Source organism: Pseudonocardia halophobica (genome assembly GCF_027922425.1).
Taxonomy (GTDB): Bacteria; Actinomycetota; Actinomycetes; order Mycobacteriales; family Pseudonocardiaceae; genus Pseudonocardia; species Pseudonocardia halophobica.
Genome location: NZ_BSFQ01000024.1, coordinates 62,518 through 87,798, shown reverse-complemented (window position 1 = coordinate 87,798; position 25,281 = coordinate 62,518). Strand labels below are relative to the sequence as shown.

The following is a 25,281-nucleotide window of genomic DNA, read 5'->3' as shown; positions in this document are numbered from 1 at the left end:
AGCTCGCAAGCTCGCTCACGAGCGGTCCTCCGGCCGGGTCCAGGAGCCGGTCTTGCCGCCCTCCTTGCTCTCCACGCGCACGGCGTCGAGCACGGCGGCGGGGTCCACGGCCTTGACCATGTCGTGCAGGGTGAGGCCCGCGACCGCCACGGCCGTGAGGGCCTCCATCTCCACCCCGGTGCGCTCCGTGGTGCGCACGGTCGCCCGGATCCGCACCTCGGCCTCGCCGGGCTCCAGGTCCAGCGTGACGCCGCTCAGCGCGATCGGGTGACAGAGCGGCACCAGGTCCGGGGTGCGCTTGGCGCCCATGATCCCGGCGATCCTGGCCGTGGCGAGCGCGTCGCCCTTCGGCAGCCCGTCCCGGCGCAGCAGGTCCACCACCTCGGCGGTGGTCCGCAGCACCCCGGTCGCGACCGCGGTGCGGGCGCTCGGCTGCTTCTCCGAGACGTCGACCATCCGGGCGGCGCCGGCGGCGTCGACATGGGTCAGCTCCACGGGGGAGACCCTACGTGCGACGTGACGTCGGTCGCCGCCGGGGCCCCGTTCAGATGTGATCTCAATCACAGCGACACAACCGAGTCGTTCCGAACCCGAACCGTTTTCTGGCCGTTATACGTATGCCTGACCAGGGAAAACGGCGACTACCACAGATTCCGCCGGTCCGAGAGGCGGCGCGGGGACACGGTTCCGCTCCTGCTTTCGCCCTCCGCCCGGCGCACGTACGGTCGCTCCCGGCTCAGGCGGACTCCCCCATTGCCGCCCGGCCCCGGAACCGCAGCGCTCCCCTGTCCGGCGGTGACGGCCCCCGAAGCACGACGCGGGACAGGGACGGAACACCCGGCGGCCACCCACCGCCGTCGCCTTCCCCAGGGCGACATTCCGCAGGCGCCGCGACGGAGACGTGTCATGGCCCGTTACCGCGGCAAGCACCGCAAGCCGTCCACCGCCGGTCGCACGATCGCCCGCACCGCGCTCGCCGGTGCCGTCGCCGGTGCCCCCCTGGTCGTCCTCGCACCGTCGGCGAACGCGGCCACCGACTCGACCTGGGACCGCGTCGCCCAGTGCGAGAGCGGCGGCAACTGGAGCATCAACACCGGCAACGGCTTCTCCGGCGGCCTCCAGTTCACCGCGCAGACCTGGAAGGGCTTCGGCGGCGGGCAGTACGCCGCGGCCGCCCACCAGGCCACCCGCGCCCAGCAGATCGCCGTCGCCGAGAAGGTGCTGGCGAAGCAGGGCTGGGGCGCCTGGCCGGTCTGCTCGCGCAAGGCGGGCGCCACCGGCGAGTCGGCCACCCCGCGCACGGCTCCCACCGCGCCGGTGCAGCAGGTCCGGCTGAGCGCCCCGGCGGCGCCGTCGACCGGCACCTACACCGTGCGGGCGGGCGACACCCTCGGCAAGATCGCGCAGGCCCACGGCATGGCGAACTGGAAGGACCTGCTCGCCAAGAACCCGGCGCTCACGTCCAACCCCAACCTGATCCTGCCGGGCAACGTGCTCCGGGTCTGACCCCTTCTCTCCAGGCCCTGGGACGCGCGCCCGGCCCCCCGCCCACCCCGTCACCGGACCGGTGGCGGGGTGGTCGCGTTCTCAGGAGGCGCCGCGGGCGCGGGCGAGCTGCTCGGGGGTGTCGACGTCGTCCGGGCTGGCGACGTCGCCGCACTCGACGAGCACCAGGTCCGGGTGCCCCTTCAGATAGCCCCGTGCCCCGGCGTCGCCGCGCGCCCGGGCCGCCACGGCGGCCCAGTGGTCCCGGCCGAGCAGCACGGGATGGGCGGGGTGCCCCGCGTAGGCCGCCCGGGCGAGCGCCCCGGGGGCGGCGAGGGCGGCGAGGCGGGCGACGGCCGCGGGCGTGACTCCCGGCAGGTCGACGAGGTGCACGACGACCGCCTCCGGGGCTGGGGCGCGGGCCGCCAGCGCGGCCAGTCCGGCGCGCAGCGAGGCGCCCATGCCCTCGGCCCAGTCCGAAGCGAGGACGACCGCCGTGCCGCCCGGGACCAGCGGGCGCACCCGCTCCGCCTCCGCCCCGAGGACCACGGTCGACGGCGTGCAGCCGCCCTCCACCAGGACCCGCAGGGCCCGGCGGACGAGCGGCTCGCCCGCCAGCTCGATGAGGGCCTTCGGCCCGCCCATCCGGCGGCCGGCGCCGGCGGCGAGCAGCAGGCCCTCGGCCGGCACTACTTGTTGATCTCGGTGACGGGGTGCTCGTACGGGACCGTGTCGAGCGGGAACTCGAGGTCGCCGAAGGGGGACATGTTCCCCTGCACCGGCCCAAGGAGCTCGGTCAGCGGGTGCTCGCCGTCCGGCAGGTCCGGCCAGTTCGGGTCGATGCGTCCGGACTTCAGCGGCTTCGCCACGGCTCTCCTCCACGGTCTGTCGGGCACGGGCGCCCCCAGTATCCCCGATCGGACGGCCGGGCGGGGCACCCGTCCCGACGACTACCGTGGAGGGCGATGACCGTCCCGCTGGTCGACTGGCTGCGTGCCCAGGACGACGAGACCCTGGCCGCGCTGCTGCGGCTCCGGCCGGACCTGGCCGTGCCCCCGCCCGCCGACGTCACCGTGCTGGCCACCCGCGCCGGGATCCGCGCCTCGGTGCACCGCGCGAGCGACGACCTCGACACCGTGGCCCTCGCCGTGCTCGAGGCACTCGTCGTGGCCGACGCCGACCGGGTGGCCGCCGAGCGCGCCGAGGTCGCCCGGCTGCTGGGACCGGACGTCACCGCCGCGGCCCTCGACGCCGCCCTGGCCGCGCTGCAGGCGCGTGCGCTGGTGTGGGGGGACGAGGCGGGGCTGCGGGTGGTGCCGGCCGCCCGGGACGTCGTGCCCGCCTACCCGGGCAACCTGGGCCGGCGCGCGGGCGGGCCCGCGGCGTCGAGCGGGCTGCCGGGGCTGCTCGAGGGGCTGCCGCCCGAGGAACGCCGGGTGCTCGACGCGCTGATCGCCGGCCCGCCCATCGGCCGCAGCCGGTCCGCGGCGGAGCCGGACAGCCCGGTGGGGCGACTGCTCGACAAGGGCCTGCTGATCCGGCTCGACACCGAGACGGTGGAGCTGCCGCAGCAGGTCGGGATCGCGCTGCGCGGCGAGCGGCCGATGGGCCGGATCGAGGCCACCCCGCCGGCGCTGTCGACCCGCGAGCGACCGGCGTCCCAGGTCGACGGCACCGCGGGCGGCGCCGCCATGGAGCTCCTCCGGCGCGTCGAGCGGCTCGTCGAGCTGTGGGGCACCGCCCCGCCCACCGTGCTCCGCTCGGGCGGGCTGGGCGTGCGGGACCTGCGCCGGACCGCCCGCGAGCTGGAGACGGACGAGGCGGGCGCCGCGCTGATCGTCGAGGTCGCCCTGGCCGCGGACCTGCTCGGGCAGAGCGACTCGCCCAACCCGGACTGGCTGCCCACCACCGCCGCCGACGCCTGGTCCGCGGCCGGCATCGAGCAGCGCTGGGTCGCGCTGGCGCGGGCCTGGCTGGAGCTGCCGCGCCTGCCCGGGCTCGTCGGCCGTCGCGACGACGCCGACCGCCCGATCAACGCGCTCTCTGAGACGCTGCGCCGCCCCGTCGCACCCCGGGACCGCAAACGCGTGCTGGCCGCGCTGGCCGACCTGCCGCCGGGCACCGCCGTCACCACCCCGGAGGCGCTGGGGGACCTGCTCGCGTGGCGCGCACCGCGGCGGGGCGGGCGGCTGCGGGACGAGATCGTCCGGTGGACGCTGGAGGAGGGCACGCTGATCGGCGTCGTGGCCCTCGACGCTCTCGCCGAGCCGGGGCGGGCGCTGCTCGCCGCGGCGCCGGGGGAGAACGGCCCGGTCGTCGCCGCGTTGCGGGCCGTGCTGCCCGAGCCGGTCGACACCGTGCTCCTGCAGGCCGACCTCACGGCCGTCGCGCCCGGCCCGCTCGTCACGGCGCTGGCGCGGGAGCTGCAGCTGATGGCGGACGTCGAGTCCGCCGGCGGCGCGACCGTGTACCGCTTCTCCGAGGCCAGCGTGCGGCGCGCCCTCGACTCGGGGCGCTCGGTCACGGACCTGAAGGAGCTGCTCGAGGCCAAGTCGTCGACCCCGGTACCGCAGGCCCTGACCTACCTGATCGAGGACGTCGGACGCCGGCACGGGCGGCTGCGCGGCGGCGTCGCCTCGGCCTTCCTGCGCTCGGACGACGAGGTGCTGCTCTCCGAGGTCCTCGCGCACCCGGAGACGGCGGCGCTGGAGCTGCGGCGGATCGCGCCGACGGTCGCGGTGAGCCCCGCCCCCCTCGCGGAGCTGCTCGACGGGCTGCGGGCCGCCGGGTTCAGCCCGGCCGCCGAGGACGCCTCGGGCGGCGTGCTGGATCTGGGGCCGCGCGGGGCCCGCACGGACCCGCGACGGCCGCGGAACCGGTCGGTGCTCGCCGATCCCTCGGAGGAGCGGATCGACGCGGTGGTGGCCAAGATGCGCGCGGGCGACGCACTGGCCGCGGCCCGGCGCGGGGCCGGGAACGCCCTGCCCGCCAACGGGTCCAGCCACACCCTGGCCACGCTGCAGGAGGCGGCGCGGGCGCAGCGTCAGGTGTGGATCGGGTACGTCGACGGCCACGGCGTGCAGGGCGAGCGGGTGCTCGCCCCGCTCACCGTCGGCGGCGGGATCGTCGAGGGGCGCGACGCCGTCGACGGCGAGGTCTACCGGCTGCCGCTGCACCGGATCACGCGGATCGCCCTCATCGAGAGCTGATCACGGCACCGGTCCCGGGCCGGGCGGGTGTCCCGGCCCGTCGGGAGCCAGCGCCGGGTCAGCGCGGATCGGCGCGGATCAGCGGCGGGCGCCGGCCGCCATGCGGGCGGCCATGGCGTGCTGGACCAGCGCGATCAGCGTCTGCTTCGTGGACTCCCGGTTGCGGGCGTCGCACATGACGATCGGGATCGACGGGTCGATGGACATGGCCTCGCGGACGTCCTCGACCCGGTGCGGCTGCTGGCCGTCGAAGGCGTTCAGGCCGACGACGTAGGGCAGGCCGCGGTCCTCGAAGAAGTCGATCGCGGAGAAGCAGTCCGCCAGCCGCCGCGTGTCGACCAGCACGACCGCGCCGATCGCGCCGCGCACCAGGTCGTCCCACATGAACCAGAACCGGTGCTGCCCGGGCGTGCCGAACAGGTACAGGATCAGGTCCGAGTCGAGCGAGACGCGGCCGAAGTCCATCGCGACCGTGGTGGTCTGCTTGTTCGGCGTGGCGCTCAGGTCGTCGTGCCCGGCGCTGGCCTCGGTCATCACGGCCTCGGTCGTCAGCGGGTCGATCTCCGACACCGAGCCGACGAACGTGGTCTTGCCGACGCCGAAGCCGCCCGCGACCACGATCTTCGCCGAGATCGTGGTGGGCGTCGGACCCGGCCGGGGTGCCGGGGACGGGCGGGACATCGCCGGGGTGACCGGCGGCCCGCCGACGGGGTAACTAGAGCCGACGGAGTCCACTCAACACCCTTTCCATCAGTGCGAGGTCCGGCTCGTTGCCGGTACTGCTCGCGGTCTGGTGCACGGTCACCACGCCGAGCCCGGCCATGTCGCCGAGCAGCACCCGGGCGACACCGAGCGGGATCGACAGCAGCGCGGCGACCTCGGCGACCGAGCGGGGCTGGTCGCACAGGTCCGCGACCGAGCGGTGCTCCATCTGCAGCATCGCCAGCTGCTCACGCCCCTGCGGGCTGGTCGAGACCAGCGTCTCGATCGCGAGGTCGAAGCCGGACTTGGTCCGGCCGCGGGTCCAGGCGTAGGGCCGCACCGCCGACGCCCCGGTCGGGACGGCGGGCGGGAGCGGCTCGTCCCGGATCGGTTCGATGGGGCCGGTCTGGTACCCGCCGTAGCCCGAGCCCGCGAACCCGGCGTCCCCCTGGGGACCCTGGGAGCCCTGGCTGTAGGCGACCTCGTTGGGGACCGGGCCGGGGGGCGGCGTGGTCGGGTACGCCGGCGGCGGCGGGGCCTGCGGGGCCTCCTGCCGCTCGGCGTCCTCGTCCCGCCGGCGCCCCCACCGGCGGCGCTTGCGGGGGCGCCCCGAGTCGAGACTGAACCCGTTCATCACGTCGGCGAACGTCGGCTCCTGCTGACGCGGTGCGTCGTCGGGACCGCTGGTCATGAAACCTCACCTGCCTCGTGCCGGTCGTTCGTCGGACGGATGGACATGGGATCGGGTCGCTGAGGGTCGACGCCGGGGCGTCAGGGCCCGAAGGAGCCCTGCAGCTCGGCCCGCAGCTCCGGGGTGAGCAGCTGGCCGACGCGGTCGACCAGCAGCGTCATCTCGTAGCCGATCAGACCGATGTCGCAGCTCGGGGAGGCGAGCACGGCCAGGCACGAGCCGTCGCTGATGGACATGAGCAGGACGATCCCGCGGTCCATCTCCACGACGGTCTGCACCACGCCGCCCGCGTCGAAGCAGCGGGCCGCGCCCTGGGTCAGGCTGACCAGCCCGGACGCCACCGCGGCCAGCTGGTCCGCGCGGTCCCGGGGGAGCCGGTCCGACGCCGTGAGCAGCAGCCCGTCGGCGGAGACCACGATCGCGTGCGCGACCCCGGGGACCTTCTCCGCGAAGTTGGTGACCAGCCATCCGAACCGGCTGGGCTGGGTCTGTGGTGCGGTCACGCCGCGGCCTCCTCGACGTCGGTCGGGCCGGTGGGGGCGGCCGCGGGTGCGGTCTCCTGCCCGATCATCACTTCTCCTCGTCCTGCTCGGTCGTGCTCCGGGTCTGCCCGGTGCCGGCACCGCCCGCCGCCGACTGGCGGCGCAGCCGGCTCTCCCGGCCCTGCCGGACGCCCTGCTGGTAGCTCGCCAGGCGGCCACGGATGGCCTCGGCGTTGCGGGCCGGCCCCGAAGGCGGAGCCAGCACCGCGGATCCTGCCGCGCTGCCCGGGACGAGCCGCGCGCGGGGCCTGCGTTTCGGCAGCCCCGCCTCCGTGGTCTCGTTCGCGCCGCGCTCGGACTCGGCGGCCGTGGCCGCCGCGGTCGCGTCGGCGACCCGCCAGCCCTCGTCCGCCGCGGTGGCGAACCCGGTCTCGCCGCCGGCCGCCCGGTCCGTGCGGAGCGGGTCGGCCGGGGCCGCCCCGCCCGCCGGAGCCGGGGTGCCCGGGGCGTCCTCGGCGCCCTCGCCGTCCGTCCAGCGGACCGGGACGGAGCGGTTCGAGCGGAACCAGGCCGACGCGATCTCCTCGAAGATCGGCGTGGTCTGGCCGAGGTCGAAGCGGGACGGCCCGTCGGCGGACTCGGCCGGGCCGCCGGTGGGGGCGGTCGGGTCGGCCGGCGTGGCGCCGAGCGCGCCGGCCGGGGCCGGGGTGCCGGGCAGGCCCGGGCCGGTCGCGGTCGGGGCGGCCCCGTTGCCGGTGCCGGCGGGGCCGGTGCCGTGGGGGCCAGTGCCGGTGCTGCCGGTGCCGCTGGGGCCGATGCCGTTCGGGCCGGTTCCGTTGTGGCCGGCGCCGTTCGGGCCGGTCGGGGCCGCGGCCTGGGGGCCGGGGCTCGGGCGGCGGGTCGGCAGGCCGGCCGGGCCGGTCGGACCGTTCGTGCCCTGGCCGGCCGCTGTGCCCTGGCCGGCCGCTGTGCCCGGGGCGCCGGGGGTGCCGGTGCCGTAGGCGATGGGGCCGCCGTTGCGGTACGGGGCGGCCGGGCCCGCGGTCGGGTTCGCGGCCGGAGCCGGTCCCTGGGGCGCAGGCCCCTGAGTGGCCGGGCCCTGGGAGGTCGGGCCCTGGGAGGTCGGGCCCTGCGACGCCAGGCTGCGGGTGGCCGGGCCCTGGGTCGCCGGGTTGTCGGTCGCCGCGGCCGGGTCCGCCGGGCTCTGGCCGGTGGTCCCGCCCGCGGGAGCGGTGCCGCCGGTCTGCTCTGGGCCCGGGGTCGACGCGCCACCCAGGATGTCCGCGGCGCCCGCACCGGTCGGCGCGGTGCCGTTGGTCCCCGTGCTGTCCGTGGTCCCGGTGAGGCCGTCCGAACCGGGGCGGCGGCCCGACGGGGTCCGCGACTCGAAGCCGCCCGGGCGGCGCAGCTGGCCGGTGGTGCTCGTGTCCGCGGGCGTGGAGGCCGAGAAGAGGGCCTCCGTGCCCTCGGTCGACGCCGACATCGGGCGGCCGGGCCGGCGCTGCGGCAGGCCCCCCGGACCGGTCGGGTAGCTCGTGGGCCGGTTGTCGGCGCCGGGCGCGGCGCCCGGGGTGCGCCGGGGCAGACCCTGCGAGCCCTCGACACCGGCGGCCGGGGCGGCCGGGGCCTGACCGGCCCGGTCCCCGTTCGGGGTCTGGCCGGGTGCGCCCGGGGTGCGGCGCGGAAGCTCGGTGCCCTCGGCGCCGGCCTGCGAGGCCGTCGCGGCCGGACGCTCCGGCCGGGCCTCGGGCTCCTCGCCGCGCCGCGGCAGCGCCGATGGCGGCCGGCTGGGCCGCTGCCCGCCGTTCAGGCCCGGCGTGCGGCGGGGCAGGCCCGCCGCGGTCGGCGGGACGGGCTCCCGGGACGGACGGTCGCCCGCGGGCGCACCGGCGTCGGAGCCGCCGGTCGCGCTCGCACCGCCGGTCCGCTCGGGACCCGCGGCCGCGGTGCTGCCGGGAGTGCTGTCGGTGCGCTCGCCGGCGCTGGTGCCGGTGGCGTCGGTGCTGTTCGCGGCCTCGGTGCCCGGGGTGGTCGAGTCCGTGGTCCCGGTCGCGGAGCCAGAGGTCGGGCCCTCGGTGTCCGTGCCCCTGCCGGCCTCGCTACCCGGCGCCTCGGGGCCCGCAGCAGTGCTGCCCGCTGCGGCGCGGCCCTCGGTCACGCGGCCCTCGGTCACTCGGCCCTCGGTCGTGGCGCCGTCGGTCTCGCGGCCCGAGGTCGTGGTGCTCTCGGTGGTGCTCTCGGTGGTGCGGGGCTCGGTGGTGCCGCGCTCGGTGGTGCGGCCCTCAGGGGTGCGCCCGTCGGGTGCGTCGCCGCGCTGAGTGGCAGCGGGGCCGGTGAGGCCGGAGGGCGCGGTGCCGGGCGTGGCGCCCGGACGCGTGGCCTCCGTACCGGCCGTCGGCTCGACAGCGCTCTCGCGCTTCCCGTCCGCCTTCGTGCCGGACGGGTCGCCGGCCTGGGCGGAGGTGCGGCCCGTGACCGCAGGCCCCTGGCCGTTCACACCGGGGATGCCCGTGGTGCGGGTGTCGGCCGAGGGCACGGTCGTGGCCGCGTCGCCGGTCGGCGAGATGCCGCCGGCCTCGATGACCGGGAAGCGGCTGGTGGCGGGCTCGTCCTCGTCCGCCTCTGCCGGGGAGGTGGAGTCGGCGTCGGGCGTCGTGCCCGTTGCACCCGCAGCGCCCGCGGCGCCCTCAGGGTCCTTCGACCGGGTGGCGCCGCCGCGGGACCCGGCCGTGGCCGAGGTGCCCGTGGCGGGGGTGTCCGCGTCGGTGCCGCTCGCTCCCGAACCCGCCGGCGGGGTCTGGTCGTCCGCCGAGGCGGCGGTGGCGATCCGCCCGGTCTCGGTCGCGCTGTCGTCCAGGTCGGTGTGGTCGCCGTCGGTGTGGTCGCTGTCGGTGCGGTCGCTCCCGGCGCGGTCGCTGCCGGCGCGGTCCGCGGTCTCGTCGGAGTCCTTGTCGGACTTGCGCAGGCCCGCCGCACCGGCGAGCCCGGCGGCCGCACCGGCCAGCGCGGCGCCGGCCGCGGCCACGCCCCGGCCGAGCTTCTCGCCCGGCCGCTCGGAGCCCGTCGACGGCGCGTCGTCCTGGCCCTCGCTGCGCGCCTGCGTCGCGTCGGCCGGGGAGTCGGGCGGGAAGTCGGGCGGGGAGTCGGCCGGCGTGCCGGGACGTTCCTGCTCACGGGTCCGGTCGGTCACCTCGCCCGGCGTGCCGCCCCGCGGCGCACGCTTCGGCAGCGACGGCAGGTCACCCGAGCCGGACGCGGCCGGGCGCTCGCCGTGGAGGGCGTGCCCGTTCGTCGGCCGGGTCGGGACGGTGGAGCCGTTCGGCGGCCGCCGGAGGCTCTCCACCGGCCACGGACCACGCTCCGGGCCCGCCGGGCGGCCACCGGAGGCCCGGCGGCCGCCCGGCCCGTCCGGGCTGCGCCCGTCGGTCGCGCTGCCGCCCTGCTGGGTGGTCCCGCGCTCCTCCCGCGTGTCCTGGTCCGAGGGAGCGGTGGCCTCCGCCTCGTCCCGGCGCTCGGCCGGCGGTGTGGCCGCGCCGGTGCCGAAGGCGTCGAAGCCGTCGTCCGGGCCGGAGCCGTCCTGCGGGGGCACGCCCCCGGGCCGGCGCTGCGGCAGACCCTTCCCGTTGAGCGGCGGGGTCGGCGGGCGGCCGCCACCGAGCGCCGGAGCGGGGCTCATCGGCCCGTCGTCCCCCGCGACGAGGGAGGACAGCGACCGGGACTGGCCGGTGCCGTTGCTGCCCGGACGCGGCGCGGGGACGGTGCTCGGGGCGGCGGGGCCGCCGCCGAAGGCGGACGCGCCCTGCCCGGCGGGGACGGCGGGCGCGGCACCCGCGCGGACCGGCTGCCGGTCGATCGGCTCGGCCGACGGGACGAGTACGGCGGGCACGGTGACCGAGGCGGTGAGGCCGCCGGAGCCGCCCGTCATGCCGCCGCCGAGCCGGATGCCCAGCCCGTGCCGGTTGGCCAGGCGGCCGACCACGAACAGACCCATCCGGCGCGACGCCGAGACGTCGACCGCGGCCGGGGAGGAGAGGCGCTGGTTGGCCTCGGCGAGCTCGTGCTCCGCCATGCCGACGCCGCGGTCGGCGATCTCGACGAGCAGCGAGCCGTCTCCCGCCCGGGTCGTGCTCATGACGACCTGCGAGTCCGGCGGGGAGAAGTTGGTGGCGTTGTCGAGCAGCTCGGCCAGCAGGTGGACGAGGTCGCTCGCGGCGCGCCCGGCGACCGTCGCGACGGGCGGCGGCTGCACGACGACGCGCTGGTACTGCTCGATCTCGGACACCGCGGCGCGGAGGACGTCGACCACCGGGACCGGGGCGACGTTGCGCTTCGCGAGGTCGGTGCCCGCGAGGACCAGCAGGTTCTCGCTGTTGCGTCGCATACGGGTGGCGAGGTGGTCCAGCTGGAAGAGGTTGGACAGCTGGTCCGGGTCCTGCTCGTTGCTCTCCAGCTGCTCGATCAGCTGCAGCTGGCGCTCGACCAGCGCCTGCGAGCGGCGGGAGAGGTTGACGAACATGTTCGACACGTTCGACTGCAGCGCGGCCTGGTCGGCAGCGAGGCGGATCGCCTGCCCGTGCACGGCGTCGAACGCCCGGGCCACCTGGCCGACCTCGTCCCGGCCCGCGAGCGGCACCGGCTCGACCATAGCGTTGAGCGGCTGGCCGGAGCGCATGCTCTCGACGGCCTGGGGCAGCCGGCGCTCGGCGACCTCGAGGGCGGAGCGGCGCAGGACCCGCAGCGACCGGATCAGGCTGCGGGCGAGCAGCACGATGATCGCGATGCCGAGCAGCACGCCCAGCATGAGCAGCACGGAGTTGACGCCGGCCTTGTTGCTCGCGTCCTCCTGCGCCTGGCTGGAGGTGGCGGTCAGCTCGTCGGCCACGCCGGACCCGGCGCGTTCGACGACCTGGGCGGCCTGCTGGTAGGCCGCGTCCCACGCCACCGGATCCGCCTCGAGCGGCCGGTCGGTCGGAGTGGCCATGATCTGGGTCCGCAGCCGCTCGAGCTCGACGTTGGCGCCGTCGGTGGCGAAGTTGCCGTAGCGCGCGAGCTGCTCCGGCGTGAGGCCCACCTGGTAGTCGGCGAACGCCGTGCCGAACGCCGCGGCGGCGCCCGTGACGGTGATCTTGTCCTGCTCGCTCAGCCGGCCCGCGGCGATCGCGCCCGCGATCACGGTGTGCTGCAGGGCGAGCGCCTCGCGGGCCTCGCCGGTCGCGGTGAGCGCGTCGCCCAGGCCGCCGGCGTACGTGGTCTCACCCTGGCGGACCAGCGCCCGCTCCAGGACGTCCGTGCGCTGCACGATGGTCGTGTACCGGGTGGTGACGTCGTCGATCCCGGCCGGCGAGCCCGCCACGTCCGTGCGCAGCACCGGGAGCTGGGTGAACCCGCCCTCGGCCTGCTGCAGCGCGGTGGTGCTGCTGGCGTCGAGCAGCGAGGGGTCGGACAGCGCCGACCGCACCTCGCCGAGCTTGGCGTCGGTGTCCGCGGCGGCGGCCGCGAGCGCGCCGCGGTCGCCCGTGCGCCCGCCGGCGACGAACAGCACGGCGCTGTTGCGCTCGGCCTGCAGCGCCTGCGCCGTGGCGGCGACGTCCTGGCGGATCTCCAGCAGGCGGTTGTCCCGGCCCAGCTGCTCGGCCACGCCGGCCTGGTCGGAGATGCGCAGGACGCCCAGCACCAGGGCCAGCAGGGTGGGCACGAGGCCCACGGCCACCAGCTTGGCGGCCAGGCTCCAGTTGCGGGGGTTCAGCCGCTCCGACCACGCGGGGTGGCGTTCGGTGCTGGTCACGTCAACGTCTCCCTGATGTGGCTCGCGACGACCTGACCGACCTTGACACGCGGACCCGACGATTCGCGCCCCGCGGACACCTGGCGGAGCCGAGGTGCCCGTTGGTAGCGGCCAGTGGCCGAGCGGCTCGCACGCGTGTTCGGCGAGGCCGGGGGCGGTGCGGGGGAGCCGGCGGGGAGCGGGGCGGTGATCGTCTGGGCCTTCCGGTCGTGGACCGGCCGCGCGGTCGCACCCGGTCGAGGCCGGGCCCGGGCCGCCGCCGGTCCGCTTCTCCTGCAGCGGTTTCCGCGACACGCGGCCGCTGGGGAGGCCGCCCGCCCGGAACCGGGGATAGGATCGTCGTGGCACACGTACGTACTGCGGACAGTGCCCGGCCAGCATAGCCGGAGGTGGTGCGACGCCCGCCCTGGACGAACGACTCGTCCATCACCCCGATCGGGTGGCGCCGTCGCCGACCGCTCACCGTCCGCGGGAGACCGCCCGACTCACGACGAGTGGCGGGTCGTGCACCGATCGACACCCCCGAAGGGATCCGCGCGTGACCGACGGTCCGCTCATCGTCCAGTCCGACAAGACCCTCCTGCTCGAGGTCGACCACCCCGCCGCGAACGACGCGCGGATGGCGATCGCCCCCTTCGCCGAGCTGGAGCGCGCGCCCGAGCACGTGCACACCTACCGCGTCACCCCGCTCGCGCTGTGGAACGCCCGGGCCGCCGGGCACGACGCCGAGCAGGTCGTCGACGCCCTGGTCCGCTTCTCCCGCTACGCCGTCCCGCAGCCGCTGCTGGTCGACGTCGTCGACACCATGGGCCGGTACGGCCGGCTGCAGCTGTCCAACCACCCCGCGCACGGCCTGGTCATGACGGCGCTGGACCGGGCGGTTCTGGAGGAGGTGCTGCGGCAGAAGAAGATCGCCCCGATGCTGGGCGCCCGGATCGACCCGGACACGGTCGTCGTCCACCCCTCGGAGCGCGGGCACCTCAAGCAGATGCTGCTCAAGGTGGGCTGGCCGGCCGAGGACCTGGCCGGCTACGTCGACGGCGAGTCGCACCCGATCGAGCTGGTCCAGGACGGCTGGACGCTGCGCGACTACCAGGCCCAGGCCGTCGACGGGTTCTGGGACGGCGGCTCCGGCGTGGTCGTGCTGCCCTGCGGCGCGGGGAAGACGCTGGTCGGCGCCGCGGCGATGGCCCGGGCCGGCGCCACCACGCTGATCCTGGTCACCAACACCGTCTCGGGCCGGCAGTGGAAGCGCGAGCTGGTCGCCCGCACCAGCCTCACCGAGGACGAGATCGGCGAGTACTCGGGCGAGAAGAAGGAGATCCGCCCGGTCACGATCGCGACCTACCAGGTGATCACGCGGAAGACGAAGGGCGAGTACCGGCACCTCGAGCTGTTCGACTCCCGGGACTGGGGCCTGGTCGTCTACGACGAGGTGCACCTGCTCCCCGCCCCCGTCTTCCGGATGACGGCGGACCTGCAGTCCCGCCGCCGGCTCGGGCTGACCGCGACGCTGGTCCGCGAGGACGGCCGGGAGGGCGACGTGTTCTCCCTCATCGGACCGAAGCGCTACGACGCCCCGTGGCGGGACATCGAGCAGCAGGGCTGGATCGCGCCCGCCGAGTGCACCGAGGTCCGGGTCACGCTCACGGAGAGCGAGCGGCTCGGCTACGCGACCGCGGAGGCCGAGGAGCGGTACCGCATGGCGTCGACGGCACGCACCAAGCTGCCCGTCGTCAAGGCCATCCTGGACCGGCACCCGGGCGAGCCGACGCTGGTCATCGGCGCCTACCTCGACCAGCTCGACGAGCTCGGCGAGGTGCTGGACTGCCCGGTGATCCAGGGCTCCACGAAGAACCGGGAGCGGGAGGCGCTGTTCGACGCCTTCCGGGCCGGGGAGCTGAAGCGCCTGGTCGTCAGCAAGGTCGCCAACTTCTCGGTCGACCTGCCCGAGGCCACCGTGGCCGTGCAGGTCTCGGGCACCTTCGGCTCCCGGCAGGAGGAGGCGCAACGGCTGGGCCGGCTGCTGCGGCCCAAGGGCGACGGCCGGCAGGCGCACTTCTACTCGGTCGTGTCGCGGGACACCCTCGACACCGACTACGCCGCGCACCGTCAGCGTTTCCTCGCCGAGCAGGGGTACGCGTACCGCATCGTGGACGCGGACGACCTGCTCGGACCGGCCCTGCCCGAGGTGGGCTGACCGGAGCGTGACGGCGGTTCCCCGGGACGGGGGTACCGCCTCACCCCGATGCGGCCGTGCGTCGAAAGGCCAGGTCCGGGACACTCGGTGGCGCAACCGTGACAGGGAGCCGAGGAATGTCCGTCGCCGGCTGGATCGTCGTCGGGGTGCTGGCCTGGGTGGCCGTCGCCCTGGTCGTCGCGGTGCTCGTCGGGCGGATGGTGCGGCTGCGGGACCGGCAGGTCCCCGAGGACCCCTTCCCGCGTCCCGCGCCCCCGCCGGAGCAGGACCCGTCGTGGCCGCACCCCGGCGGCCGCGCGCCCCGGACTCCCGAACCCCGCCGACCCCGGCGCTGATCCGGGTCGGTCTCCGGGAGGGATCCGGGGCCGACCCCGAGGTGCGGGCCCCGCGCCGCGGGCAGGCTCGTGGTCATGGAACAGCAGACCACCACCGCCACCCCCGACCAGCACACCATCGACGGGCAGGCCGTCGTCCCCGCCCCGCGGGAGCAGAAGCCGTTCCGGCTGCACCGCAGCCGCTCCGACAAGATGATCGCCGGCGTGTGCGGCGGGCTCGCCGAGAGCCTGAACGTCGACGCGGGCCTGATCCGGATCGCGCTCGTCGCGCTGACCGTGCTGGGCTTCGGGTTCGGCATCGTCCTCTACGTCGCCGCCTGGTTCCTCGCGCCCGAGGAGTGAGTCCGGAGTGAGTCCGGTGACGGGCGCACCTCTGCACTTGGGTGTGTCGCAGCTCACCGGGTGTGTGTCATCGTCCGCGCGTGCGTCCGAACCCCGCGACCGAGCGGGCCGCCGAGCGGCGGCACCTGCTCGACCTGCTGCTCGCCGAGCGCGAGGGCCTGCTGTCCGTCCTGGACCGGGTCCTCGCCCTGCGCGGCACCGCCCGGTTGATCCGCGAGGCCGCCGGCGCCGACGCCGGCTTCCTCGGCGAGCGGGTGCCCGGCGGCGGCACCGTGATCCGCTGGACGGACGGCACCCGCACCGACGCCCTGCAGGATCTCGCGGTCGACGTCGGACGCGGGGTGGGCGGCCGGGCCCTCATGCTCGGCGAGCCCGTCCGGGTGCGGGACTACGTGTCCGCCCCGACGATCACCCACGACTACGACGAGCGCGTCCGCCGCGAGGCCCTGGGCGCCCTCGTCGCGGTCCCGGTCCTGGACCGCGACTGCCCGCTGGCCGTCGCCTACGCCGGGCTGCACGGCCCGGGGACCTTCGGCGACGCCGCCGTCGACGCGCTGCGCCGGGCCGCGGACCGGGCCGTCCCGACCCTGCGGCTGGCCGACGCCGCCGCGGCCAACGTCGACGGCGCCGTCGCCGTCGAGCGCCGCCGGATGCAGGCGTCGCTGCACGACTCCGTCGGCGCGATGCTCTTCTCGATCGGCGCGCAGGTGCGCGACCTGCGCGCCGACCTGCCGGACAACCCGGCCCTCGCCGGGCGGCTCACCCGGATCGAGGCCGACGTCTCCGAGGCCTCCCGCGCCCTGCGGGAGGCCCTGCTGGCGTTGGCGGAGAGCTCGCCCGAGCGCGCGCTGCCCGTCGAGCTGGCCGAGCACTGCCGCAGCTTCCAGACCCGCACCGGGGTGACCTGCCGCTTCGTCCAGCTCGGCCCGGTCGCGCCGCTCGACGGCGAGCGCACCGCGATCCTCGTCGCCGTCGCCCGGGAGGGGCTGCTCAACGCCGAGAAGCACGCCGGCGCCAGCACCGTGATCGTCAGCCTCGCGCCGGACGACGCGGGCGGGGTCCAGCTCGCCGTGGCCGACGACGGCGGCGTCACCGAACCGGCGACGTCGGTCGGGACCGGCCTGGGCGTGCGGATGCTCGCGGCCCGTGCGGAGCGGCTCGGGGGACAGGTCGGCCTGATCCACGACGAGGACGGCGGCACCACCCTGCGCGTCGCCCTGCCGGCGCCCCCGGTGCTCCCCGTGCCGCCTGCGCACCCGGTGCCCGGCCCGTGAGCGCCGCCCGGGTGATGGTCGTCGACGACCATCCCGTGGTGCGCGACGGCGTCGCGCTGCTCCTGCGCGGCGAGCCGTCGCTGGCCGTGGTCGGGTCCGCCGAGTCCGGGCGGACCGCGCTCGACCGGGCCAGGGAGCTGCGCCCCGATCTCGTGCTGCTCGACCTCCGGCTGCCGGACATGCTCGCGCCCGAGGTCGTCGTCGGGCTGCGGGAGGTGTGTCCGGGGGCCCGGGTCGTGGTCTTCACCGCGCACGGCGACCACCACGGCATCCGGGCGGCGCTCGACGCCGGCGCCCACGGCTGCCTGGTGAAGGACGCGGCGGCGACCGACCTCGTCGCCGCCCTGCGCGCGGTGCTCCGCGGGGAGCGCGTGGTGGACCCGCGCATGGTCCCGGCGGCCGACGCTGCCGCGTCGGCGCTGGAACGCACCGGCCTGACCCGCCGCGAGTACGAGGTGCTCCGGCTGGCCGCCCAGGGCCGGACGAACCCGGAGATCGCCGAGGCCACGGGCCTGACCCGCAACACCGTGAAGACCTACCTGCAGTCCGCGCTGCACAAGCTGGGGGCCCGCAACCGGGTCGAGGCGATCGGCAAGGCCAGCGAGGCGGGGCTGCTGTAGCCGTCCGTTGTGCACGATGCGTGATCGTGACGCCCCGTTCGTCCGAACCTCTCCACCTGGGGGTGTGGCGAGCCGTGTGACCGGCACCACGATGTGCGCCGACCGGCCGCGGCGGCCGGGGGAGGCGGTGCGACGGGTGCTGAGCGTGCGCGGGCTGTCGGTCCGCTACGGGCGGTCGGTGCGGGCCCTCGAGGAGGTCGATCTCGAGGTCGGCGCGGACAGCGTGCTGGCGGTCCTCGGCGGCAACGGCGCCGGGAAGTCGACCCTGCTCCGCGCGGTGTCGGCGACGCTGCGGCTGCACGGCGGCGGGGTCACGGCCGGCGAGATCCGGTTCCGCGACGAGCGTCTCGACCGGCTGGACCCGGCGGCCGTGGTGCGGCGCGGCGTCGTCGCGGTGCCGGAGGGCCGCCAGGTGTTCGCCCGCATGACCGTCGAGGAGAACCTGCGGGCCGGCGGGCTGGGCGCGCGGTCGGCGTCGGTGCGGTCCGCGGCCCGCGAGCGCGTGGCCGAGCTGTTCCCGGTGCTGGCCGAGCGGGCGTCGCAACGGGCGGGCCTGCTCTCCGGCGGCGAGCAGCAGATGCTGGCGATCGGCCGGGCGCTGATGTCCGGCCCCGAGCTCCTGCTGCTCGACGAGCCCTCGCTCGGCCTCGCGCCGCAGATGGTCGGCCGGATCGCCCGGATCATCGGCGAGATCCACGCCCAGGGCACCGCGGTCGTCCTCGTCGAGCAGAACGCGACCATGGCGCTCGAGGTCGCCGACCACGCCGCGGTCCTCGAGGTCGGCCGGATCGCGCTCACCGGCACGGCCGAGGAGCTCGCCGCCAGCGACGACGTCCAGCGCCTCTACCTCGGCGGGCACGCCGAGTCCACCGAGCGGGCCGAGGCCGAGCAGGCCGAGGCGCTGGCCCACCGCCCGCGCCGGTCCCTGACGAGGTGGGCCGGATGACCGCCGCCCCTGCGGAGATCCGGGAGGACGTCCGGACCCTCGCGGTCGACGACGTCACGCTGCGGTTCGGCGGGATCACCGCCCTGTCCGAGGTGTCCTTCGCCGTGCGGCCCGGCACGGTGCACGCCCTGATCGGCCCGAACGGCGCCGGCAAGTCCAGCTGCTTCAACGTGATCAGCGGGCTGTACCGGCCGACGTCGGGCCGGGTCCGGCTGGGCGACACCGACCTCACCGGCACCTCGCCGCACCGGCTGGCGGCCCTCGGCGTCGGCCGGTCCTTCCAGAACATCGCGCTCTCGCCGCACAGCACGGTGCGCGACAACGTCCTGCTCGGCCGGCACGCGCTCACCCGCGGCGGGTTCTTCAGCGGCGGCCTGCGGCTCCCACGGACCGTGCGCACCGAGCGCCGGCACGTCGCGCGGGTCGAGGAGATCTGCGCGTTCCTCGGCGTCGACGACCGGCTCGACGTCCCGGTCGGGGCCCTGCCCTACGGCGTCGCGAAGCGGGTCGACATCGCCCGCGCACTGGCCGTCGAACCCACCCTGCTGCTGCTCGACGAGCCGGCGGCCGGGCTCAACGCCACCGAGACCGCCGAGATGGGCGTGACGATCCGCGACCTGCGGGACGCGCTGGGGATCTCGGTGCTGCTCGTCGAGCACGACATGGGGCTGGTCATGGGCATCGCGGACCGGGTGAGCGTCCTGGACTTCGGGCGGCTGATCGCCGACGGGTCGCCCGCCGAGGTCCAGGCCGATCCCGAGGTGATCCGCGCGTACCTGGGGACGGGCGGGGAGGAGCCGGAGTGAACACGTTCCTGCAGCTCGTGCTCAACGGGCTGGGCAAGGGCGCGGTCTACGCCCTGCTCGCGCTGGGCTTCGTCGTGATCTTCAAGGCGACCGAGGTGGTGAACTTCGCGCACGGGTCGCTGGTGCTGATCGGCGGCTACATGGTCTACGCCACCAAGGACGCGCTGGGCTGGCCGGCCGCGGCGGCGCTCGGGATCGTCTCGGCGGCGTTGGCCGCACTGCTGATCGAGCGGCTGCTGATCGCCCACGCGCGCAACGCCGACGTCAACAGCCTCGCCCTGCTCACCATCGGCGTCGACGTGATCATCACCGAGGAGATCGTGCGCCGGCTGCGCGCCGACATCCCGTTCATCGGCGACCCGTACGACGCCCAGCCGCTGCAGGCCGCCGGGCTCACGGTCTTCCGCACCCAGCTGGTGGCGCTGATCGTCGGGATCGTGCTGATCACGGCGTTCTTCCTGGCCTTCCGCTTCTCCTCCTGGGGGGTGGCGATGCGGGCCCAGGCGGAGAACCGCGAGGCCGCCGCGTTGATGGGGATCCGCAGCTCGCGGGTCACGGCCACGGCCTGGCTGCTCGCCGGCGCGCTGGCCGGCGTGGCCGTGCTGTTCATGGCCACCCAGGACTTCTCCGGGGCGGGGCTCGGCCGGGGCACGCACGCGATCGCGCTGATCGCCTTCCCCGCCGCGATCCTCGGCGGGCTCGACTCCACCGTCGGCGCCGTCGTCGGCGGGCTGATCGTGGGGCTGACGGAGGCGTTGTCGGCCCAGTACGTCTCCTTCGAGTTCTCCAAGAGCGCGGTGTTCCTGGTGATGCTGCTGATCCTGGTGATCAGACCGAGCGGCTTGTTCGGGACCCGGGAGCTGTCCCGTGTCTGAGGTGACGGTGACGCCGCCCGAGACGGAGGCACCCCCGACCCCGGCGCCCCGCCGGCCCCGGAACTGGCTGAAGATCGCCGGGGTCACCCTGTTCCTCGTGCTGCTGGTGCTGTTCCCGGTGTTCACCGGGACGGACGTGGCCTACCTCAAGGCTGGGCAGTACGTCCTGATCGGCGTGGTCGGGGCGGTCGGGCTGACCATGCTCGTCGGCCAGGCCGGGCAGCTCTCCCTCGCGACGCCGTTCTTCCTGCTGGTCGGCGCGGTCAGCTACGCGGTGCTCGCCGGCGACTCGGGCGACTCCGGGGACCTGGTCGGGCTCGGCCTGCCGCCGGTGGTCGCGGCCGTCGGCGCGGTCGTGATCTGCGGGCTCGTCGGACTGGCGTTCGCGCCGGTGTCCGGCCGGCTGCGGGGCATCTACCTCGGCGTCGCGTCGCTGTCGCTGGTCTTCCTCGGCCTGTACCTGGGCCAGTCGCTGGACATGCTCAGCGGCGGCACCTCGACCGGACGCCCGCCGCCGACCTTCGCGATCTTCGACTTCCGCTTCGCCAACACCGAGCCGGCGCCGACGATCCTGGGCGTCGCGGTCCAGAAGCAGCAGCGGCTCTGGTACCTGTTCCTCGTCCTCGCCATCGGCGCCTATCTGCTCGCGCGGGGCGCGGTGCGCAGCCGGATCGGGCGGGCCTGGCGGGCGGTGCGGGACAACGAGGCCGCCGCCACGGCGATGGGCGTGCACGTCACCCGGGTCAAGGCCGGCGCGTTCACGATCTCGTCCGCCTACGCCGGGCTGGCCGGCGTGATGACCGCGCTGTGGCTCGACCTGGTCAAACCCGACGAGAACGAGTTCGTCGGCACCTACTCGATCACCGTCGCGATCGGCTACCTCGCCATGGTGATCATCGGCGGGCTCGGGTCGATCCCGGGCGCCGTCGCCGGCGCGGTGCTGGTCAACGGCCTGCCGCAGCTGCTCACCCTCGGCGCCACCGAGTTCGGCTGGTTCGCCGACGCCCGGTTCGGCGGCCCGTCCCCGGTCCTGATCAGCGCGTTCGTCTACGGCGTGGCCGTCGTGCTGGTCGTGATGTTCGAACCCGGCGGGCTCGCGGCCATCGGCCGCAGGCTCGCCCACGTCAGGGCAGCCCGCCCCACCCGAGGAGGAGATCGAGGATGATCGACAGGCGGAGGCGGCTGGCCGCGCTCGCCGGCGGACTCGCGGCCGGCCTGGTGCTCGCCGCGTGCGGCAGCACCGCGGACAACGCGTCGTCGGGCGGCGGAGCAGGCGGGGTCAAGACCGACAAGGGCGTCACCGACACGACGATCACCCTCGGCGTCATGACCGACCGCACCGGCGTGTTCAAGAACCTCGGCGAGGCCCTGACCGGCGGCAACGAGCTCTGGGTGAAGGACGTCAACGCCGCGGGCGGCATCTGCGGGCGCCAGCTGGCGCTCGAGGTCGTCGACCACGGGTACAAGGCGGACACCGCGAAGACGCTCTACCCGCAGCTCGAGCCCAAGATCCTGGGCATCACCCAGCTCGTCGGGTCGCCGGTGCTCGCGGCGCTCAAGCAGAACCTGATCGACGACAACGTGCTCACCGCGCCGGCGTCGTGGTCGTCGGAGATCCTCAACAACCCCAACGTCATGATGATCGGCACGACGTACGACCTCGAGATCATCGACGGCCTGGCCTACCTGCAGCAGCAGGGGCTGATCGCCGACGGCGACACCATCGGCCACATCTACATCGACGGCGAGTACGGCGGCAACGGCCTGCGCGGCTCCAAGTACTACGCCTCGAAGCACAACATGACGGTGCAGGAAGCGAAGATCACCTCCACCGACAACGACCTGGCCAACATCGTCACCGGGCTCAAGGGCGCCGGGGTGAAGGCGATCGTGCTGACCACGACGCCGGGCCAGACCGCGTCGGCGATGTCGAACAACGCCGCGCTCGGGCTGAACGTCCCGGTGCTCGGCAACAACCCGACCTTCGACCCGGCGCTGCTGCAGAGCCCGGCCGCGGCGTCGCTGGACAAGCTGTACGTGGCGGCGTCGAGCGCGCCGTTCTCGTCGAAGACCCCGAAGGCCGTCGAGGTCGCCAACGAGTACAAGGCCACCTACCCGGACAAGCCGAAGAACGCCGGCGCCCAGGCCGGGTACGTGGAGAGCCTGGTGTGGCAGGCGGTGCTGGAGAAGGCCTGCCAGAACGGCGACCTCACCCGCGCCGGGGTGCAGACCGCGCTGAAGTCGCTGACCTCGGTCACGACGGACGACCTGGTCGCGCCGCTCGACTACAGCATCCCGGGCGCCCCGCCCACCCGCGGCGTCTACATCGCCAAGGTGGACCAGAACGCCGAGGGTGGGCTGACGGAGGTGGCGCCGCTCTTCACCGCCCCCGACGCCCAGGGCTACAAGGCCCCGCACCAGCAGTCCTGACCAGGCCCGCGAGTCGGGAGTTCCGGCACCGCGAGTCGGGAGTTCTGGCACCGCGAGTCGGGAGTTCTGGCACCGCGAGTCGGGAGTTCTGGCACCGCGAGTCGGGAGTTGCGGTCACCGAGTCGGCGATGTCGGGGCCGGGGCGCTCACCGCGAGCGCCCCGGCCCTTCCGCCGTCAGTGGGCCCTCACCTGGCCGGACATCACCGGCGGCGCCCCGACCAGTTGGCGAGCCGCTCGGTCGGGCCCGCGTCCGGCGTCGGCTCGACCACGGGTGCGAACGGGAAGTCCCCGCCCCGGCCCTCGGCGGGGATCATCTGGCGGGCGACCGCCAGCATCGCCTCGGCCAGCGCGGGGTCGGCCTCGGCGTCCTGCCCCGTGGCGACGGCGAGGTCCCAGCCGTGCACGAGTGTCTCGTTGACGTAGCCCCACACCGCACCGCGGCCGGGGGCCTTGCCCCACGGGACGGTGACCTCGCGGTCGAGCAGGGCGTCGTCGGACCAGACGGTCCACATCCGCGCCTGCGCCTCGGTGAAGGCGGCGGGGTAGTCGGGCGTGGGCTGGACCTGGAACGGCATGGTGAACGGCGAGCCGCCCTCACCGATCACGCGGATCTTGTTCACCGTGGCGACGAGGTGCTGGAGCAGGCCCTCGACGTCGAACTCGGGGCAGGGCGTGGCGTCGCGCAGTTGTTCCGGGCGCACCCCGGCGAGCAGCCCGGCGGCCCAGTCGAGGGCGGCGCGGTAGTGGGGGCGGGGGTCCGTGACGATCTCGGTGGTGGTCATGGCGGCAAGCCTCCCGCCGAAACACGACATCCTCTGTCGTGTATCTCTGCCAGTCTTCGGACATGCGCGCGGACCGCCTGCTCTCGCTCGTCCTCCTGCTCCGTCACCGCGGCCGGATGACGGCGCCCGCGATCGCGCGCGAACTGGAGGTGTCGACCCGGACCGTGCTCCGGGACGTCGAGGCACTCTCGGCCGCGGGCATCCCCGTCTACGCCGAACGCGGCCGGCACGGCGGGTTCGCGCTGCTCCCCGGCTTCTCCACCGATCTCACCGGGCTGACGCCGGACGAGGCGGTGGCCCTGCTGACCTCGCCCGCCCGCGCGACGTCGGACGCCCTCGGCCTGGGCGAGGCGTTCTCGTCCGCGATCCGGAAAGTGGTCGCGGCGCTGCCCGAGGGCTCGCGCGAGGCGGCGACCGACGCGACCGGGCGGGTGCTGGTCCGGCGGGGCGGCTTCCTGCGCGACGCCCCCGAGCCGCCCGCCGTCGACGCCCTTCACACCGTGCAGCGCGCGGTGTTCACCGGGCACCGGCTGCGGATCCGGTACGCCGCGCGCGGGGCGGAGGAGGGCCGGTGGCGGACCGTCGAGCCGCTGGGCCTGGTCGAGGCCGCCGGCGCCTGGTACCTCCTGGCGCTCCACGACGGCGCCGACCGCACCTACCGCATCTCCCGCATCGAGGCGGCGGAGGAGCTCGACGAGCCCGCGCAACGCCCGACCGGCGTGGACCTCGAGGAGCTGTGGCAACGCCGGCGGGACGAGTTCCGCCGGGCCCTGCCCCACGTCGTCGCCAGGATCCGGGTGCGGGAGGAGCGTCGGGCGGAGCTGACCCGCACCGCCCTGACCGTGACCGACCCCGGGACCGTCAGGACCACTGAGGACACTGAGGACGCCGACGGCGAGCCCGGTGAGGTCGCCGAGGATGAGAGGACCGATCAGGACGTCGCGGCCGGCGGCTGGTCCGTGATGACCGCGGCGTTCGGCGACCTCCGGCACGCGATCCGCGTGGTGTGGTCACTCGCCCCCGACGCCGAGGCCCTCCACCCTCCCGAGCTGGTGACCGCGCTCCGCGAGCGCGCCGAGGCTGTCGCCGCGGCCCATCGTCCGTGATCGGGCGCGGTGCTGCTCCCCATCGTGATCCGTCGCCATGATCCATCCGGCGGTCACGGGAGCACTCTCGCGCTGACGCTCCCGTGGCCCTCGGATCGATCACGGTAGCGGTGATCGACGCGAGCGGTACCGGAGCGTCATGCATGCGACCGCACCGTGGCGCTCGGAAAGATCATGAACGGAGCGGATCCAGGAGCCGTCCAAGGGGCGTGCTGAATCGACCGTTCCGGGGCTCCGCGGCGGTGGCGGCCGGGTGGGCGACGCCCGGGCAGCTGCGCGGCCCCCGTTTCCACCGGCTGTTCTCCGACGTCTACGTCCCCGCCGCACCCGGCCTCGACCCGTCACACCTGGCGGTGCGTGCCCGAGGTGCCTACCTGCTCGTCGAGGGACGCGGTGCGGTCGGCGGATGGGCCGCGGCCGAGCTCCTGGGTGCGTCGTGCGGCCCGGCGAATGCGCTCGTGGATCTCGTGGTGCCGGGCGGCACGCAGCGGGGACAGCCGGGCCTGCGGGTGCGCCGCGGCCGGCTCCTCACGGGCGAGACCATGCTGGTCGACGGCGTGCGGGTGACCTCGGCCCTCCGTACCGCGTTCGACCTCGCCTGTCGCGGTCCGCTGTGGGACGGGATCGTGGCCGTCGACGCCCTGGCACGGGTCGGGGAGTTCGAGCCGAGCGAGCTGCTGGCGCTGCGAACGCGACACCTGGGTGCGCGGGGGAGCGCGCGCCTCCCGAAGATCGTGCGGCGCGCCGACCGCCGCTCGGGGTCGCCGATGGAGACGCGGATCCGGCTCGCGATCGGCGACGCCGGCCTGCCACGCCCGGTCCTCCAGCATCCGGTCGGCCCGTACGAGCTCGACCTGTCGTACCCGCTGCTCCTGCTCGCCTTCGAGTACAACGGCGGCGACCACCTCGAGCCGGAACGGGCACTGCGCGACCTGGCGCGAGAGGCGCACCTCGCGCGGGCGGGCTGGCGGGTGGTGCGGTTCTCGGCGGTCGAGGTCCACCGGCACCCGGAGCGTGTGGCGGCGAGGGTGCGCCGCGAGCTGGAGGCGGCCTGCCGGGCGCGTGGGCTCGACCCGGCCCGGCTGGCGGGTCACCTCTGAGCGTTCTCACTGATCGCTCCGGGCAGCGCATGATCGGTCCGAGCGGGACAGGAGTGCTGCCGCCCTGACGATCACGTGTCACTCGCAATGATCAACGGCGGTGAGAGGCA

At 75.5% G+C, this 25,281-nt stretch carries 22 protein-coding genes; 14 read left to right on the top strand and 8 right to left on the bottom strand.

All coding sequences use genetic code 11. From position 1 onward, the window contains the following. Nucleotides 1–15: 15 nt before the first annotated feature. Complete coding sequence (gene moaC, locus PKE99_RS24395) at nt 16–495, bottom strand: cyclic pyranopterin monophosphate synthase MoaC (RefSeq protein WP_037048685.1); 480 nt, start codon at nt 493–495, stop codon at nt 16–18. 411 nt (nt 496–906) lie between these two features. Here moaC and PKE99_RS24390 point away from each other — a divergent pair, with 411 nt between their 5' ends. Beyond that, entirely contained in the window at nt 907–1,506 is a 600-nt protein-coding gene (locus PKE99_RS24390) for a LysM peptidoglycan-binding domain-containing protein (protein WP_037048686.1), read from the top strand. Between the two features lie 81 nt (nt 1,507–1,587). On the opposite strand, the gene PKE99_RS24385 is transcribed toward PKE99_RS24390, so the two are convergent. Together PKE99_RS24385 and PKE99_RS24380 are read right to left on the bottom strand one after the other, a co-directional pair. Continuing rightward, complete coding sequence (locus PKE99_RS24385) at nt 1,588–2,175, bottom strand: nucleotidyltransferase family protein (RefSeq protein ID WP_037048687.1); 588 nt, start codon at nt 2,173–2,175, stop codon at nt 1,588–1,590. Beyond that, on the bottom strand, nt 2,175–2,354 hold the full coding sequence (locus PKE99_RS24380; RefSeq protein WP_037048688.1) for a hypothetical protein: 180 nt from the start codon (nt 2,352–2,354) through the stop codon (nt 2,175–2,177). Before PKE99_RS24380 ends, PKE99_RS24385 begins: the two co-directional genes overlap by 1 nt. Before the next feature lie 96 nt (nt 2,355–2,450). On the opposite strand from PKE99_RS24380, the gene PKE99_RS24375 reads away from it, so the two are divergent. After that, nucleotides 2,451–4,694: a helicase-associated domain-containing protein gene (locus PKE99_RS24375; protein WP_037048691.1), complete on the top strand. Its 2,244-nt coding sequence runs from the start codon at nt 2,451–2,453 to the stop codon at nt 4,692–4,694. Nucleotides 4,695–4,772: 78 nt separating this feature from the next. Here the strand turns inward: PKE99_RS24375 and PKE99_RS24370 are convergent, their stop codons facing one another. The 4 genes from PKE99_RS24370 to PKE99_RS24355 all read right to left on the bottom strand — a co-directional run bounded on the left by PKE99_RS24370 (nt 4,773) and on the right by PKE99_RS24355 (nt 12,354). After that, the gene (locus PKE99_RS24370) at nt 4,773–5,375 is read right to left on the bottom strand and encodes a GTP-binding protein (RefSeq protein WP_037048822.1); all 603 of its coding nucleotides are present in this window, start codon (nt 5,373–5,375) and stop codon (nt 4,773–4,775) included. A gap of 34 nt (nt 5,376–5,409) precedes the next feature. Next, nucleotides 5,410–6,087 (bottom strand): DUF742 domain-containing protein, encoded by a 678-nt coding sequence (locus PKE99_RS24365; RefSeq protein ID WP_051737772.1) that lies wholly within the window; start codon nt 6,085–6,087, stop codon nt 5,410–5,412. Between the two features lie 80 nt (nt 6,088–6,167). After that, nucleotides 6,168–6,590 (bottom strand): roadblock/LC7 domain-containing protein, encoded by a 423-nt coding sequence (locus PKE99_RS24360; RefSeq protein ID WP_037048693.1) that lies wholly within the window; start codon nt 6,588–6,590, stop codon nt 6,168–6,170. A 67-nt stretch (nt 6,591–6,657) separates the two neighbouring features. After that, a complete protein-coding gene (locus tag PKE99_RS24355) occupies nt 6,658–12,354 on the bottom strand; it encodes a nitrate- and nitrite sensing domain-containing protein (RefSeq protein WP_271214919.1) in 5,697 nt (1,898 codons plus the stop codon). A 538-nt stretch (nt 12,355–12,892) separates the two neighbouring features. Here PKE99_RS24355 and PKE99_RS24350 point away from each other — a divergent pair. From PKE99_RS24350 to PKE99_RS24305, 10 genes are all read left to right on the top strand, one after another. Further along, the gene (locus PKE99_RS24350; RefSeq protein WP_037048698.1) at nt 12,893–14,554 is read left to right on the top strand and encodes a DNA repair helicase XPB; all 1,662 of its coding nucleotides are present in this window, start codon (nt 12,893–12,895) and stop codon (nt 14,552–14,554) included. Nucleotides 14,555–14,670: 116 nt separating this feature from the next. Beyond that, entirely contained in the window at nt 14,671–14,889 is a 219-nt protein-coding gene (locus PKE99_RS24345; protein WP_037048701.1) for a hypothetical protein, read from the top strand. A 75-nt stretch (nt 14,890–14,964) separates the two neighbouring features. Continuing rightward, nucleotides 14,965–15,231, top strand: a complete 267-nt coding sequence (locus PKE99_RS24340; protein ID WP_081924392.1) for a PspC domain-containing protein — start codon at nt 14,965–14,967, stop codon at nt 15,229–15,231. Between the two features lie 80 nt (nt 15,232–15,311). After that, complete coding sequence (locus PKE99_RS24335) at nt 15,312–16,505, top strand: GAF domain-containing sensor histidine kinase (protein ID WP_051737773.1); 1,194 nt, start codon at nt 15,312–15,314, stop codon at nt 16,503–16,505. Between the two features lie 14 nt (nt 16,506–16,519). Beyond that, nucleotides 16,520–17,125 (top strand): response regulator, encoded by a 606-nt coding sequence (locus PKE99_RS24330; RefSeq protein WP_037048832.1) that lies wholly within the window; start codon nt 16,520–16,522, stop codon nt 17,123–17,125. 136 nt (nt 17,126–17,261) lie between these two features. After that, nucleotides 17,262–18,071: an ABC transporter ATP-binding protein gene (locus tag PKE99_RS24325; RefSeq protein WP_037048834.1), complete on the top strand. Its 810-nt coding sequence runs from the start codon at nt 17,262–17,264 to the stop codon at nt 18,069–18,071. Beyond that, nucleotides 18,068–18,877 (top strand): ABC transporter ATP-binding protein, encoded by an 810-nt coding sequence (locus PKE99_RS24320; RefSeq protein WP_051737791.1) that lies wholly within the window; start codon nt 18,068–18,070, stop codon nt 18,875–18,877. The genes PKE99_RS24325 and PKE99_RS24320 overlap by 4 nt, the downstream gene beginning before the upstream one ends. Beyond that, nucleotides 18,874–19,752 carry a branched-chain amino acid ABC transporter permease gene (locus tag PKE99_RS24315; protein WP_037048703.1) on the top strand — a complete coding sequence of 293 codons (879 nt, stop codon included), beginning with the start codon at nt 18,874–18,876 and terminating at the stop codon, nt 19,750–19,752. The genes PKE99_RS24320 and PKE99_RS24315 overlap by 4 nt, the downstream gene beginning before the upstream one ends. Continuing rightward, nucleotides 19,745–20,917 (top strand): branched-chain amino acid ABC transporter permease, encoded by a 1,173-nt coding sequence (locus PKE99_RS24310; RefSeq protein WP_037048705.1) that lies wholly within the window; start codon nt 19,745–19,747, stop codon nt 20,915–20,917. Before PKE99_RS24315 ends, PKE99_RS24310 begins: the two co-directional genes overlap by 8 nt. Then, nucleotides 20,914–22,182 (top strand): ABC transporter substrate-binding protein, encoded by a 1,269-nt coding sequence (locus tag PKE99_RS24305; RefSeq protein ID WP_037048707.1) that lies wholly within the window; start codon nt 20,914–20,916, stop codon nt 22,180–22,182. Before PKE99_RS24310 ends, PKE99_RS24305 begins: the two co-directional genes overlap by 4 nt. Before the next feature lie 201 nt (nt 22,183–22,383). Here the strand turns inward: PKE99_RS24305 and PKE99_RS24300 are convergent, their stop codons facing one another. After that, nucleotides 22,384–22,965, bottom strand: coding sequence for a TIGR03086 family metal-binding protein (locus tag PKE99_RS24300; protein ID WP_037048710.1), 582 nt, complete (start codon nt 22,963–22,965; stop codon nt 22,384–22,386). A gap of 62 nt (nt 22,966–23,027) precedes the next feature. Here PKE99_RS24300 and PKE99_RS24295 point away from each other — a divergent pair, with 62 nt between their 5' ends. After that, nucleotides 23,028–24,071 (top strand): helix-turn-helix transcriptional regulator, encoded by a 1,044-nt coding sequence (locus PKE99_RS24295; protein WP_037048713.1) that lies wholly within the window; start codon nt 23,028–23,030, stop codon nt 24,069–24,071. A 209-nt stretch (nt 24,072–24,280) separates the two neighbouring features. Beyond that, a complete protein-coding gene (locus PKE99_RS24290) occupies nt 24,281–25,171 on the top strand; it encodes a DUF559 domain-containing protein (protein WP_051737774.1) in 891 nt (296 codons plus the stop codon). Nucleotides 25,172–25,281: the final 110 nt, after the last annotated feature.

What these genes read in the sequence shown, in the direction of transcription:
- PKE99_RS24390 (WP_037048686.1), top strand. Translation starts at nt 907, where the DNA reads ATGGCCCGTTACCGCGGCAAGCACCGCAAGCCGTCCACCGCCGGTCGC.
- PKE99_RS24375 (WP_037048691.1), top strand. Translation starts at nt 2,451, where the DNA reads ATGACCGTCCCGCTGGTCGACTGGCTGCGTGCCCAGGACGACGAGACC.
- PKE99_RS24370 (WP_037048822.1), bottom strand. Translation starts at nt 5,375, where the DNA reads ATGTCCCGCCCGTCCCCGGCACCCCGGCCGGGTCCGACGCCCACCACG.
- PKE99_RS24365 (WP_051737772.1), bottom strand. Translation starts at nt 6,087, where the DNA reads ATGACCAGCGGTCCCGACGACGCACCGCGTCAGCAGGAGCCGACGTTC.
- PKE99_RS24345 (WP_037048701.1), top strand. Translation starts at nt 14,671, where the DNA reads ATGTCCGTCGCCGGCTGGATCGTCGTCGGGGTGCTGGCCTGGGTGGCC.
- PKE99_RS24340 (WP_081924392.1), top strand. Translation starts at nt 14,965, where the DNA reads ATGGAACAGCAGACCACCACCGCCACCCCCGACCAGCACACCATCGAC.
- PKE99_RS24330 (WP_037048832.1), top strand. Translation starts at nt 16,520, where the DNA reads ATGGTCGTCGACGACCATCCCGTGGTGCGCGACGGCGTCGCGCTGCTC.
- PKE99_RS24320 (WP_051737791.1), top strand. Translation starts at nt 18,068, where the DNA reads ATGACCGCCGCCCCTGCGGAGATCCGGGAGGACGTCCGGACCCTCGCG.
- PKE99_RS24305 (WP_037048707.1), top strand. Translation starts at nt 20,914, where the DNA reads ATGATCGACAGGCGGAGGCGGCTGGCCGCGCTCGCCGGCGGACTCGCG.
- PKE99_RS24300 (WP_037048710.1), bottom strand. Translation starts at nt 22,965, where the DNA reads ATGACCACCACCGAGATCGTCACGGACCCCCGCCCCCACTACCGCGCC.
- PKE99_RS24295 (WP_037048713.1), top strand. Translation starts at nt 23,028, where the DNA reads ATGCGCGCGGACCGCCTGCTCTCGCTCGTCCTCCTGCTCCGTCACCGC.